At 69.7% G+C, this 11,907-nt stretch carries 13 protein-coding genes; 5 read left to right on the forward strand and 8 right to left on the reverse strand.

Annotation, left to right across the window (positions count from 1 at the left end):
• Positions 1–474, reverse strand: a complete 474-nt coding sequence (locus tag ACWCOV_RS10265; RefSeq protein WP_449828921.1) for a rhodanese-like domain-containing protein — start codon at positions 472–474, stop codon at positions 1–3.
• Positions 475–568: 94 nt separating this feature from the next.
• Positions 569–2,446 carry a Na+/H+ antiporter NhaA gene (nhaA, locus tag ACWCOV_RS10270; protein ID WP_449828922.1) on the reverse strand — a complete coding sequence of 626 codons (1,878 nt, stop codon included), beginning with the start codon at positions 2,444–2,446 and terminating at the stop codon, positions 569–571.
• Between the two features lie 134 nt (positions 2,447–2,580).
• On the opposite strand from nhaA, the gene ACWCOV_RS10275 reads away from it, so the two are divergent.
• Positions 2,581–3,297, forward strand: a complete 717-nt coding sequence (locus tag ACWCOV_RS10275; protein ID WP_449828923.1) for a GAF and ANTAR domain-containing protein — start codon at positions 2,581–2,583, stop codon at positions 3,295–3,297.
• Positions 3,298–3,319: 22 nt separating this feature from the next.
• Here the strand turns inward: ACWCOV_RS10275 and ACWCOV_RS10280 are convergent, their stop codons facing one another.
• Positions 3,320–4,147: an oxidoreductase gene (locus tag ACWCOV_RS10280; protein ID WP_449828924.1), complete on the reverse strand. Its 828-nt coding sequence runs from the start codon at positions 4,145–4,147 to the stop codon at positions 3,320–3,322.
• Positions 4,148–4,225: 78 nt separating this feature from the next.
• Here ACWCOV_RS10280 and ACWCOV_RS10285 point away from each other — a divergent pair, with 78 nt between their 5' ends.
• Together ACWCOV_RS10285 and ACWCOV_RS10290 are read left to right on the forward strand one after the other, a co-directional pair.
• Entirely contained in the window at positions 4,226–4,777 is a 552-nt protein-coding gene (locus ACWCOV_RS10285; RefSeq protein WP_449828925.1) for a TetR/AcrR family transcriptional regulator, read from the forward strand.
• 250 nt (positions 4,778–5,027) lie between these two features.
• Positions 5,028–6,170, forward strand: a complete 1,143-nt coding sequence (locus ACWCOV_RS10290) for an ROK family transcriptional regulator (protein ID WP_449828926.1) — start codon at positions 5,028–5,030, stop codon at positions 6,168–6,170.
• Here the strand turns inward: ACWCOV_RS10290 and ACWCOV_RS10295 are convergent.
• The 3 genes from ACWCOV_RS10295 to alr are packed head-to-tail and all read right to left on the reverse strand — an operon-like array spanning position 6,167 to position 8,882.
• On the reverse strand, positions 6,167–6,781 hold the full coding sequence (locus ACWCOV_RS10295) for a M15 family metallopeptidase (protein WP_449828927.1): 615 nt from the start codon (positions 6,779–6,781) through the stop codon (positions 6,167–6,169). The two genes, ACWCOV_RS10290 and ACWCOV_RS10295, sit on opposite strands and share 4 nt — an antisense overlap.
• Positions 6,778–7,743, reverse strand: a complete 966-nt coding sequence (locus ACWCOV_RS10300) for a D-alanine--D-alanine ligase family protein (protein ID WP_449828928.1) — start codon at positions 7,741–7,743, stop codon at positions 6,778–6,780. The genes ACWCOV_RS10295 and ACWCOV_RS10300 overlap by 4 nt, the downstream gene beginning before the upstream one ends.
• Positions 7,740–8,882: an alanine racemase gene (gene alr / locus ACWCOV_RS10305; RefSeq protein ID WP_449828929.1), complete on the reverse strand. Its 1,143-nt coding sequence runs from the start codon at positions 8,880–8,882 to the stop codon at positions 7,740–7,742. Before alr ends, ACWCOV_RS10300 begins: the two co-directional genes overlap by 4 nt.
• A 148-nt stretch (positions 8,883–9,030) precedes the next feature.
• Here alr and ACWCOV_RS10310 point away from each other — a divergent pair, with 148 nt between their 5' ends.
• Complete coding sequence (locus tag ACWCOV_RS10310; RefSeq protein WP_449828930.1) at positions 9,031–9,573, forward strand: CGNR zinc finger domain-containing protein; 543 nt, start codon at positions 9,031–9,033, stop codon at positions 9,571–9,573.
• On the opposite strand, the gene ACWCOV_RS10315 is transcribed toward ACWCOV_RS10310, so the two are convergent.
• Together ACWCOV_RS10315 and ACWCOV_RS10320 are read right to left on the reverse strand one after the other, a co-directional pair.
• Positions 9,517–10,221 carry a GNAT family N-acetyltransferase gene (locus tag ACWCOV_RS10315; RefSeq protein ID WP_449828931.1) on the reverse strand — a complete coding sequence of 235 codons (705 nt, stop codon included), beginning with the start codon at positions 10,219–10,221 and terminating at the stop codon, positions 9,517–9,519. The two genes, ACWCOV_RS10310 and ACWCOV_RS10315, sit on opposite strands and share 57 nt — an antisense overlap.
• 28 nt (positions 10,222–10,249) lie before the next feature.
• Complete coding sequence (locus ACWCOV_RS10320) at positions 10,250–11,131, reverse strand: SDR family oxidoreductase (protein WP_449828932.1); 882 nt, start codon at positions 11,129–11,131, stop codon at positions 10,250–10,252.
• Between the two features lie 118 nt (positions 11,132–11,249).
• On the opposite strand from ACWCOV_RS10320, the gene ACWCOV_RS10325 reads away from it, so the two are divergent.
• Positions 11,250–11,858, forward strand: coding sequence for a TetR/AcrR family transcriptional regulator (locus tag ACWCOV_RS10325; protein ID WP_449828933.1), 609 nt, complete (start codon positions 11,250–11,252; stop codon positions 11,856–11,858).
• The last annotated feature ends 49 nt before the right edge of the window (positions 11,859–11,907 follow it).

An 11,907-nucleotide genomic window follows, 5' to 3' on the forward strand; every position in this document is an offset into this window, starting at 1 on the left:
TCAGCAGGCGCAGGCGATCCCCAGTGGCGCGGTGAGCGGGTCGGCCGCCCGGCGTTCGATCCCCGAGGCGGTCTCCACCGGCAGGCCTTCGCGGGCCCAGTACTCGAAGCCGCCGATCATCTCCTTGACCGGGTAGCCGAGCTTGGCGAACTCCAGCGCCGCCTTCGTCGCACCGTTGCACCCCGGCCCCCAGCAATACGTCACCACAGTGACACCCTCGGGTACGACGGACGCCGCACGGCCGGCGATCTCGCGGGTCGGCAGGTGGATCGCGCCCGGCACGTGACCCTGGTCCCAGCTCTCCTGGCTCCGGCTGTCCACCAGCACCCAACCGGTCACGCCGGCCCCGATGTCCGCGGCCACGTCCGAGACGTCCGCCTCGAACGCGAGCCGCCCGGCGAAGTGCGCTACCGCCGCTTCCCGATCGGCGGCGGGCGTCTGCAGAACAGCCGATGTGTGCAGGTCAACGGACATTCGGGGCTCCTTCTCGATCAGCGGAGCCACCAGCGTCGGGCACCGGGACCCACCTCAACAAGTGGCAGAAATGCCCTAGTACCACAAAATACTGTCAGCGTTGGAGCTTGGCCCGCGCCCTGGCCACCTTGATCGCGGCCTTCAGCGTCTCGACGTCGTAGGCGCCGTAGTGCCGCTGCCCGTTGACGAAGAACGTCGGCGTCCCGGACACCCCGCTCAGGTCGGCCGACTCCACGTCCTGCGCGACCCGGGCCGCGGCCACGTGCCGCTTCACGTCGTCGTGCAACTTCTGCTGATCCAGCCCGAGCGCCTCGGCGTACCCGAGCAGGTCCTTCGGCTGCAGGTTCTCCTGGTTCGCGAGCAGCAGGTCGTGCATCTCCCAGAACGCGCCCTGCGCGGCCGCCGCCTCCGACACCTCCGCCGCGATCTGCGCCCGCGGATGGACGTCGCTCAACGGCAGGTGCCGCCACACGTACCGCAGGTCGTCGTCCTGCAGCAGGTCGCGGACGACGGGCTCCGCCATCCCGCAGTACGGGCACTCGAAGTCGCCGTACTCCACCAGGGTCACCGACGCCGTCTCCGGACCGCGGATGTGGTCGCGCTCGGGATCGACCGGATCGGCAAGGTCCACCAACTGCTCCGCGTCACCCAGCAGCGCCAGCGCCTTCCTCGGTGGCGAGAGCAACCTGGCCGCGCGGAACACCAGCCAGGTCAGCCCCGACGCCACCACGACCGCCGACAACAGCCCGAGCTTCGCCTCCGCGAGCGCCGGCCCCTCGAACGCGATCGTTGCTATCAGCAACGAGACGGTGAACCCGATGCCGGCGATGGCGCCGCTGCCGACCACCGCCGCCCAGCCGACCTGCGGCCGGTAGCGCCCACCGGAGAAGCGGGTGAGCAGCCAGGACGCCACCGACACCGCGACCGGCTTGCCGACCACGTACCCGACCAGGATGCCGAGCGTGATCGGCGAGGTGTACGCCCGCCCGAGAAAGTCCAGGTCGATGGTGATCCCGGCGTTCGCGAGGCCGAACAGCGGGACGATCAGGTAACTGGTCCACGGATGGTAGAGGTACTGCAGCCGCTCGTTCGGCGAGATCGTCGTGGTCAGCCCGACCGTCGCCGAGCGGGCCAGCTCCGGGGTCGGCTGCTCGCGGAACAGCCGGAACAACCCGGTCGCCTGCTCGAGCTCCTCCCGCCCAGGTGAGTACGCCGACGCCGTCAGACCGATCGCGAGTCCGGCCACCACGGGGTCGACGCCGCTGGTCAGCAGCGCCGCCCACGTGACGACGCCGAGGACGACGTACGCCCACGCCTTCCGCACGCGCAGTACCGCCAGAACCACCACGGCGGCGAAGGCGAGGATCGCCATGGCCAGCGGCATCAGCTGGATGTTCTCGCTGTACACGACGGCGATGACGAGCAACGCGATCACGTCGTCGACGACGAACACTGTGAGCAGGAACACCCGGACCCGGTCGGGTACGCCGCGACCGACCAGCGCGAGCAGGCCGAGCGCCAGCGCGGTGTCGGTCGACATCGCGACACCCCACCCGTGCGCACCCTCGCCACCGGCGTTGAACGCGAGGTAGATGAGGATCGGCAGGACCATGCCGGCGATGCCGGCGACCAGCGGGAGCACGAGCCGGCTGCGGTCGCGCAGGTCACCGAGGTCGAACTCGCGCCGCGCCTCCAGGCCGACCACCAGGAAGAACAGCGTCATCAGACCGCTGTTGACCCACTCCCGCAGGTCCATCGCGAGCACCTCGTGACCGAGCGCTATCGACAGCTCGGTCCGCCAGAAGTCCTCGTACGTCCCGGGTGCCAGATTCGCCCACAGCAGCGCGACCAGGATCGCCGCGGTGAGGACGCCGGAACTGCCCGCCTCGGTCCGCAGGAAGGCGCGCACCGGAGCCGCGAACTCGCGCCGCCAGCTCGTCCGGCCACTCAGCAGGCCGGCGAAGTCCGTCATGCGTTCACTGTATCGTTCTGGGTTCAACGACCCAGAAAAAATCGGCGGGCGATCCGGCTAACAGTTTGGGGGGTGCGGGCTGCATGATGTCTCCTGAGGATCACTCCAGCCACGGGGTGCCCGTTGGTTCGAGCATGCCTGGAGTTTCGTTGACCGACCAAGATGTCGCTGTGGCATCGGCAGACGCGTTCGCGCGGCTGGCGATCGAGTTGCACGACGCTCCCGGGGTGGAGGAGACGGTCGACGCCGTCGTCCAGTTCGCCCTCCAGGCGCTGAGCTGCACCTACGCCGGTATCGCCTTGTACGCCCGCGGCTCCCGTCCCGAGATCGCGGCGGTGACCGACCCCGTGGTCGCCGACGTGTACGACCTCCAGCTCAGCACCGAGACCGGCCCGCTCGTCACCGCGCTCCGCGACCGGTCCACGATCCTGATCCGCGACACCCTCACCGACAACCGCTGGCCGGAGTGGGCGGCCAAGGTCGGCGCGCTCGGAGTCCGCAGCGTCCTCGACGTCCCGCTGACCACTGGCGACAGCACCCGCTCGACCGTCGGCGTCCTCGGCCTCTACAGCCCGATCCCCGACGCCTTCAGCCAGGACGACGAGGCGATCGCCCACATCCTCGCCCGGCACGCCTCCGTCGCGGTCGCCTCGGCCCGGCACGAGGAGACCATGGCGCAGGCGGTCGACGCCCGCAAGCTGGTCGGCCAGGCGATGGGCATCCTGATGGAACGCTTCGACGTCGACGGCGACCGGGCCTTCGCCATCCTCAAGCGCTACTCCCAGGACACCAACACCAAGCTCCGCGACGTCGCCCAGCAGCTCATCGACACCCGCAAGCTCCCGCACTGACGGTTGCGGGCGGCAACAAACGTCAGCGGACGCCGGTGGCGCGCTTGATGGTGAAGTCGAACGCGCGGTCGGGCAGGATCCGGCGGAGCGTGACGAGCGGCTTGGCGCCGAAGCCGACCAGGTAGCGGGTGCGGGGCCGGCGGGCCGTGACGGCCTTGGCGATGGCGTCGGCGATCACCGAGGGCGGGGAGGTACGGCGGTCGGCCAGCTCCGAGTCCATCGACCTGGCCATCGGCTCGGCCTGGCCGGCGTACGGCCCCTCGGCCGAGACCTTGCGGAGGTTGTCGGCGGCGATGCCACCCCACTCGGTGCGGATGCCGCCGGGCTCGATCACCACGACGTCGACGCCGAACGGCCTGACCTCCAGGCGCAGGCAGTCGCTGAGCGCCTCGAGGGCGAACTTGGTGCCGTGGTACCAGCCACCCAGCGGGGTGTAGATCTTGCCGCCCATCGAGCTGATGTTCACGATCGTCCCGCTGCGCTGCGCCCGCATCCCCGGCAGCACGAGCTGGATCAGCCGCGCCGCGCCGAACACGTTCACCTCGAACTGGTACCGCGCCTCCGACAACGGCACGTCCTCGAGAGCGCCGTACGAGCCGTAGCCGGCGTTGTTCACCAGTACGTCGATCCGCCCGGACTCGGCCAGGATGCGGTCGATCCCGGCGCGCATCGAGTCCTCGTCGGTGACGTCCATGGCGATCGGGTGGATGCCGTCGGCGGCGAGCTTCGCCATCCGGTCGACCCGGCGGGCAGCGCCGTACACGGTGAAGCCGAGGGCCTGCAGCTTGCGGGCGGTGGCCTCGCCGATCCCGGACGAGGCGCCGGTGACGAGGGCGATTTTCGTGGTCATGACCGTCCCTGAGGGTAAGATGAACTCTGGTTCACGATTATCATGAACCATGGTTCACGCTATTGCAAGGGAGACCGCATGAGTCCGCGCGCCGATGCCGTCCGGAACCGGCAGAAGATCCTCGACGCCGCCCGCGAGCAGATCACCCGGCACGGGCCGGACGCCGGGATGGACGAGATCGCCGCCGCGGCCGGCGTCGCCGTCGGCACGCTGTACCGGCACTTCCCGAACAAGACCGACCTGGTCACCGCGGTGATCGCGGAGCACCTCGGCCACGTCGCCGACGACGCCGAGGCCGCGCAGGCGCGGGTCGCGGCCGGCGCCAACCCGATGGCCGAGATCACCGCGTTCGTCGAACGGGTCCTGGAGGCCGCCGCCACCGACGCCGCGGTCAAGGCGGCCGCCCGCACGCTGGGCGCCGCGACTGTCGACGAGCCCGCCGAGACCCGCGCCCGAGCCGCGGCCGACGCCTTGATCGAGGCCGCTCAGGCGGACGGCGACCTGCACCCCGATGTCACCGTGGACGACTTCTACCTGCTGATCTCGTCCGCCCCGATCGACCAACCGCGGGCGGTCCGGGCGCGCTGGCTCACCCTGGTCCTTCCCGGACTCACCACCCGCGGCCGCTGACGACGGATGGGACAGCCGTCGTAGAAGCGTTTGAAACGTTCCGAAAATATAGGAAAAGTAACGGCGCCGGGCTCCTCGATCGGGTGCATACTTCAAGAAGAATTGGGTACTCCGCCCGCAATCGGTCCGCACCCAGACACCTGCGGACCTTGGGGTTGAGCTTGACGCCGGGGCTTGTGCGGCCAGAACCGCGGACCGGGTCACGTCCCGGCGTCCAACCCCTTCGCCGCTCCGCCGCTACGCTGGTCGCGTGGGTGAGTGGCGACCATTGACGGGTCCGTCTCGGCAGGTGGCGCTGGAGATCCTGCTCGACGGCCCGCTGTCGCGCGCCGAACTCTCCCGCCGCGTGGGCCTGTCGCCCGGCAGCCTCACCCGGTTGACCAAGCCGATGGTGGAGTCCGGGCTGCTCGTCGAGGTGTCCGCCGGACCGACCGACGCCCGGGTCGGCCGCCCGTCACAACCCTTGGACCTCGATCCGGCCGCGCACCACTTCGTCGGCATCAAACTCACCGGTGACACCGCGATCGGCGTCCTGACGACGCTGCGGGCCGAGGTGATCACGCGGATCGAGCGTCCGCTCACCGACCACACGCCGTCCGCGGTGTGCCGGCTCGTCCTCGAGCTCGCCGACGACCTCGCCGTCCAGGTGCCCGGGCAGCGGCCGATCACCGGCATCGGCGTGACTGTCGGCGGCCGGGTCGGGGGCAACTCCGAGGTCCGGTGGGGCCCGTACCTGAACTGGGTCGACGTACCGCTCGGCGAGCTGCTCGCAGCCGCGACCGACACCCCGGTCGTGGTCGCGAACGACCTGAACGCGCTGACCGAGGCGACGCACTGGTTCGGCGCCGGCCGCGGCTCGGACCGCTTCGTGCTGCTGACGATCGGGGTCGGGATCGGGTACGGCCTGGTCGTCCACAACCGGGTCGTCGACAGCCCCGACACGAGTATCGGCCTGATCGGCCATCACCCGCTGGTTCCGGACGGACCACGCTGCGACCGCGGGCACCGCGGCTGCGCGCTGAGCCTGCTGACGGTCGGCGCGATCACCGACCAGGTCGGCAGCGCACTCGGCCGGACCGTCGAGTACGAGGAATGTCTCGACCTCGCCGCCAAAGGCGACGCGGCGGCCGTTCAGGTGGTCAGCAGGGCGGGCCGCGCGCTGGGCCGCCTGATCGCCGCGGCGGCGAACTTCACCATGCCCGAGCTCGTCGTCCTCGGCGGTGAAGGTGTTCGGCTGGCCGAGGTGGCCCAGGACGAGCTGCTCGCCGGGCTGCACGGCGACCGCCACCCGTCCGGCGCGGAGCTCCCGATGGTCCTGCAGCCCGCCGACTTCTCCGAGTGGGCCGTCGGCGCAGCGGTCGTCGCCATCCAGACCTTCGTCCTCGGGCGCTAGACCTCGGCAGGCCCGTAGATGGCGTTCGGGCGATCCTCGACGTACGCCCAGTAGCGGTCGCCGAACGACCAGTGCCACCACTCGGTCGGGTAGTTCACCAACCCGGCCGCGGTCAGTACGTCGGCCAGCAGCAAGCGGTTCGTCCGCGCCTCCCGGCTGATGTTGGCCGCGTCGAAGAAGCACGCGCCGCTGCTCTGCTCGGGTGTCGCGTCGATCGGCGTCCCGAGGTCGAGCGGACCGTGCGCACCGATCAGCGTCAGATCGACCGCGGCACCGGCGACGTGCGGCGCGACCTCGACCGGCGAGACGAACCGGCTGGCCAGCACCTGGACGTCGTGATCGGAGATGCCCGGGTGCAGCCGCTCGAGCTCGGCGCGATAGGCGTCGTAGATCTGCAGCTGGTTCTCGATCGGCCGCAGGCCTTCCACGACCTGCAGCCGTACGCCGGTGGGCAGGAACGCGTCGGCCATCGCGAGCCGGTCCGCGACACTCTCCCGGGCGAACTGGCGATCCGTCGTCGCGAGGTTCCGGGTGAACAGGTCGACCAGCGGTTCACCGCTCTCGATCGCGGGGAGCTGTGTGATCCGGTCGTCGCTCAGCAGGACGGTCATCCGCGCGCCACCGCCGTACGCAGCAAGGTGTCGACGACCTCGGCGTAGCTCATCCCGGCGGCCGCCCACATCCGCGGGAACTGCGACGCCGGGGTGAAGCCGGGGAACGTGTTGATCTCGTTGACCACCGGCTCGCCCTCGGCCGGCACGAAGAAGTCCACCCGCGCGAGCCCTTCGCAACCGAGCACGTCGAAGACCTCGATCGCCGTACGCCGGAGCCGATCGGCCAGCGCGGGATCCAAGGGAGCCGGTACGACGAACCGCGTGGCACTGCTGTCGTACTTCGCCGTGGCGTTGAAGAACGGCTGGCCCGGATCACTGTGGATCTCCAACGCCGGCGCGGTCTCGACCCGTCCGTCCGGAGACTCCAGCACGGCGAGGTCGATCTCCCGCCCGACCATCTCCTTCTCCACCAGCACGTGCGGATCGAGTACGGCGGCCTCCGCGATCGCGTGCGACAACGTCGGCAGGTCGGTCGCCCGGGTCACGCCGAAACTGGAGCCACCGTTTCCGGGCTTCACGAACAGCGGGAAGTCGAGCCCGGCCTCCTTGAGCCTCTGCATCGCGGCCTCGGTGTCGGTCAGGTCCGCGCCTCGCAGGGTGACTCCGGGCGTGACCGCGATACCGTGCGCCCTCAGCACCGACTTGGTCAGGTGCTTGTCGAGCCCGACCGCGCTGGCCGCCACGCCACTGCCGACGTACGGAACCTTCAGCTGGGACAGGAATCCCTGCAGCGTGCCGTCCTCGCCGCCTTCGCCGTGCAGGGCCGGGACGGTGACGTCACAGGCCTGGAGGATCTCGATCGCCTCGTGCTGACCGTCCACCCAGTTGCCTTCGGCATCGATCACCAGCGGGATCGGCGTGTGGCCGAGGATGCTGATCGCCCTGGCGATCCCGCGGCCGCTGGCCAGCGACACCTGGTGCTCGGGGCTCGCGCCGCCCATCACGACTGCCACCTTCATCGGGCCGCCTCCTCGTAGCGCCGTGGGACCCGAGACCCGATCCCGCAGTAGAGCTCGTGCGGGATGGTGCCGGCCCAGCCGGCCCAGTCCGCCGCGGTCGGCTCGCCCCGCGACCCGTCGCCGAAGATCGTCACCGGCTCCCCGGGTTCGACCGGGAGATCGCCCGCGTCCACGACGAACTGGTCCATCGCGATCCGGCCGATGATCGGCATCCGGACACCTCGGCACAGCACGCTCGCCTGTCCGCCGGCGACGCGCGGGATGCCGTCCGCGTACCCGAGCGGGACGAGCGCCACCGTCGTGTCCCGGTCGGCGACGAAGTCGTGCCCGTACGAAACTCCTTCACCTGCGCGGATCCGCCGTACCTGGGCGAGCTTGCTCATCAGCCGCATCGCCGGCCGCAACCCGAGCCCGGTCTCGTCGATCCCGTACAGCCCGGCGCCGATCCGGACCAGGTCGCAGTCGGGCGCGTCGAGTGTGATCGCCCCGGCGGAGTTGGCCAGGTGTACGACGGTCGGCCGCAAACCAGCGCGCCTCGCGAGAACCAGGCCGGTGCGGAGGAGCTGGAGTTGATGGCGACTCTGGACCGCATCCGCACTGGCGCCGTGCGAGAGATGCGACCAGATGCCGCGGACCGTGAGAGCGCCGAGCGCCTCGTAATGCGCGGCCGCTCGGGTCAGCTCGATCCATTGATCGGGTGCGCTGCCGGAGCGATGCAGTCCGGTGTCGAGTTTGAGGTGCACGTGGTGGACCGCCGGGTTGGACACCACTCGCTGCAGCTCCGCGATCGTGGAGATGCTGACATCCACGTCGACGTCACCGAGCAGCATCAGCTCGGCGGCGTCGTACAGCCAAGTCAGGATCGGAACGGTCAGCCCGGCGGCGCGCAGTTGCAGTGCCTCCTCGGCGCGGGCGACGCCGAGCCAGGCCGCGCCGGCCTCGACGGCTGCCCGGGCGACCGGTACGGCGCCGTGGCCGAAGGCGTCGGCCTTGACCACGGCCATGACGCCCTGCGGGATCACACTGCGGAAGGCGCGGACGTTGTCGCGAACCGCCGAGAGGTCGACGACCGCCTCGGACAGGCCGGCGATCCCACGAACTGCCGGGCGGTGGCGGGACAGGCTCTGGACCAGGTTCATGGTCGTCATTGTTGTTTCCGGCAACGGCCGGATTCGTCGGTTCGCGGAACGAATTGTGCGACCCCTGGCTACGACCGTGGTATGACCCGGCTCCTCCAGATGAATGAAATCTGCCCGCCCGGCGAACTTTCCCGGGGATACTGGAGGTGTGGAGGCCACGGATCACCTGAAAGCGTCGCTGCTGGCGGCGATCGCGCTGGCCAACACCTTCGGATCCGCCTGGCGCCAAGGCCGCCCGGCTGCCGAACCCGACGAGGCTGCGGTGGACGCCGTACTGCGCCTGACCACCAATCAACCGGTCGACATCCAGGTCTCCCACTGGTCGCTGGGTGGGCGGCGGCTGTACGACGCGCTCGGATACCTACCCGAGGGTCGGATCGACGAGGCGGTCCAGGTGGTGAACGAGTTGCTCAAGTCGACGAAGGCGGCGCCGCAGCTGACCCGGCACGAGGACGCGCCCTGGCACCTGCACTTCGGTGATCCGGACTCAGCGACAGGCTGGATCGCGGAGTTCGCCACCGCGACGGCAACCCTCCTCGGCAGCAACGACATCCACCGCCTGCGCCGCTGCGAGGCAATCCGCTGCGAGGACCTCTTCCTCGACTCGACCCGCAACCGCACCCAGCGCTTCTGCTCAACCGCCTGCCAGAACCGCACCAAGGTCGCCGCCCACCGAGCCCGCACCGCCTGACTCCTCGCCCCGCCGGCCGGGGAGTGGTCCCTTCGCGGTAACCATGGTTGCTTCGGGCACCCATCCGAGCTTGCGGTACAGGTGGACGCCTTCCACCGTCGCCATCAGCAGGCCTGTCTCGGCGCCACGCTCCACCGCCCGCCGGCTCAACGCGCGCATCACCACACTCCCCAGCCCTCGCCGCCGATGCTCCGGCTCGGTCTGAATGTCGTGCATCACCGCGTCCCGCCCGACCACGGCCGCCATCCCGCGCGCCGCGACCGAACCATCCGACGCCAGGATTCGCACGTACTCCAGCGGCCCCTCCGACCGCACCTCCACCTCGTACGCGGCAGTCACCGGCCTCGGGTGCTCCCGCAGCCCCACCGACATCAGCACCTTCTGCTCCGCAAACACCTCCAACCCACCCGCCGCCAGCCGTCGAGCCACGCCGTCCCCGTCCTGAGTGGTCACGGTCAACCAAACCCCGGCACCCGCCAGCCCCACCAGCCGATCCACCACCACCGGCGCATCCGTCAACGCGAACAGTTCCCGCTCGCGCCCCGGTAACCCCAGCACAACCCTCAACGCGTCCCGGTCCTCACTCACCACCTCCAACCCCCGGCACAACCGCCACCCCTCAACCCACCGCCGCAACGCCTCACTCATACCGTCGATTGTAACTGGTTAGTACGAGTTAGCCAGTTACAGAGGTTGGGGCTGGGACTGCCTTCTCGGCGGCGCGGCTGACGTCTTCCCAGGCGGACCAGGTGGTCATGCGTTGGCGGGAGATGTCGAAGGCCAGGTCGTAGACCATGCTGCCGAGCAGGAGGCGGAGGGGTGGGGTGTCGCTGGCGACGAGTTTCAGCAGGGCTTCCGCGGCCAGGCGGGGCTCGCTGTCGACTGAGCCCTCGGCCCATTGCTTCTCGAGCTCGGCGCGGAGCGGATCGTAGACCGGGTTCGAGGTCGCGGCCGTGGTGTTGGCGTAGAGGTCGGTCCAGTAGCCGCCAGGTTGGACGATGGTGAGTTTGACGCCGAACGTGGCGGCCTCGGCGGCCAGGGCTTCGCTCATGCCTTCGAGGGCGAACTTGCTGGCGCTGTAGAGGCCGGTGCTGGGGAAGCCACCGAGGCCGCCGATGCTGGAGATCTGCACGATGTGCCCGCTGCCCTGCGCTCGCAGCTGCGGCATCACCGCCTGGCTGACCCAGAGCGCGCCGAAGAAGTTGAGGTCGAACTGGGCGCGCGCCTGCGCCTCGGAGAACTCCTCGACCATCCCGGCGTACAGCGCGCCGGCATTGTTCACGACGATGTCGAGCCGGCCGAACTGCCGGACCGCCTCCGCGACCACGTCGAACACGGCCGACCGATCGGTCACGTCGACCGACAGCGGAACCAACCGACCCGGATGCTGCGCGACGAGATCACCGAGCGGCGAGGTGTCACGGGAGACGCCGACTACCCGGTCGCCGGCAGCGAGAGCCGCCTCGGTGAAGGCACGACCGAGTCCGCGGCTTGCTCCGGTGATGAACCAGACCCGAGCCTCGACCGCACCGGAGGCCGTCTGACCAGTGGTTTCCATCTCGGATCCCTTCGTGAGACGAGACGGTCCGTTCCGTCTCGTGGCAAGAAGCGTGCCCGACGCTCGATGCGGTTGTCAAGACGGACCGTCTCGTCTCACCAAGGGGTAAGGTAGTCGCATGCCCAACCCGAGTCGCCGCAACGAGACGTCGCGCCAGGCGATCCTCAGCACCGCCTTGGACCTGGTCGCCGACATCGGCTACCCCAAGGTCGCGATCGAGACCATCGCCTCCACCGCCGGCGTCGGCAAGCAGACGATCTACCGCTGGTGGCCGTCGAAGGGCGCACTCCTGTTCGACGCCTTCCTCACCCTGGCCGGGACCGCGGATGGCGAGATGGCCGCGCTACCGGACACCGGCGACCTGGCAGCCGACCTCAAGTTGGTCCTGAACGCCACCATCGAAGACCTGGAGAACCCCCGCTACCGGCAGACGATGCGCGCCCTGCACACGGAGATCGTGCACGACCCCGCGCTGGCCGCCGACTACCACGAGCGCCTCGACGGACCCATGCGGGAAGTGAAGAAGAACCGCCTGCGCGCGGCCCAGCAAGCCGGTCAGATCTCCAAGGACGCCGACCTCGACGTCGCCGTCGACCTGATCTTCGGCCCGATCCTCAACCGCTGGCTGCAACACACCGGCCCCCTGACACCGGAGTACGTCGACACACTTGTCGACACCGTCCTGCACGGCCTCCAGCCACGCGAGGCGACCGCCAAGCCGGTTTGATAGCCGGCGTCTATCAGCTCATAGGCAGCATTGCTTTGACCCTGCGGGT

It is taken from the genome of Kribbella sp. NPDC002412, assembly GCF_053592935.1.

Excerpts from the sequence above, each read along its gene's own strand:
- ACWCOV_RS10265 (WP_449828921.1), bottom strand. The coding sequence starts at position 474 with ATGTCCGTTGACCTGCACACATCGGCTGTTCTGCAGACGCCCGCCGCC.
- nhaA (WP_449828922.1), bottom strand. The coding sequence starts at position 2,446 with ATGACGGACTTCGCCGGCCTGCTGAGTGGCCGGACGAGCTGGCGGCGC.
- ACWCOV_RS10275 (WP_449828923.1), top strand. The coding sequence starts at position 2,581 with ATGCCTGGAGTTTCGTTGACCGACCAAGATGTCGCTGTGGCATCGGCA.
- ACWCOV_RS10280 (WP_449828924.1), bottom strand. The coding sequence starts at position 4,147 with ATGACCACGAAAATCGCCCTCGTCACCGGCGCCTCGTCCGGGATCGGC.
- ACWCOV_RS10285 (WP_449828925.1), top strand. The coding sequence starts at position 4,226 with ATGAGTCCGCGCGCCGATGCCGTCCGGAACCGGCAGAAGATCCTCGAC.
- ACWCOV_RS10295 (WP_449828927.1), bottom strand. The coding sequence starts at position 6,781 with ATGACCGTCCTGCTGAGCGACGACCGGATCACACAGCTCCCCGCGATC.
- ACWCOV_RS10300 (WP_449828928.1), bottom strand. The coding sequence starts at position 7,743 with ATGAAGGTGGCAGTCGTGATGGGCGGCGCGAGCCCCGAGCACCAGGTG.
- alr (WP_449828929.1), bottom strand. The coding sequence starts at position 8,882 with ATGAACCTGGTCCAGAGCCTGTCCCGCCACCGCCCGGCAGTTCGTGGG.
- ACWCOV_RS10315 (WP_449828931.1), bottom strand. The coding sequence starts at position 10,221 with ATGAGTGAGGCGTTGCGGCGGTGGGTTGAGGGGTGGCGGTTGTGCCGG.
- ACWCOV_RS10320 (WP_449828932.1), bottom strand. The coding sequence starts at position 11,131 with ATGGAAACCACTGGTCAGACGGCCTCCGGTGCGGTCGAGGCTCGGGTC.
- ACWCOV_RS10325 (WP_449828933.1), top strand. The coding sequence starts at position 11,250 with ATGCCCAACCCGAGTCGCCGCAACGAGACGTCGCGCCAGGCGATCCTC.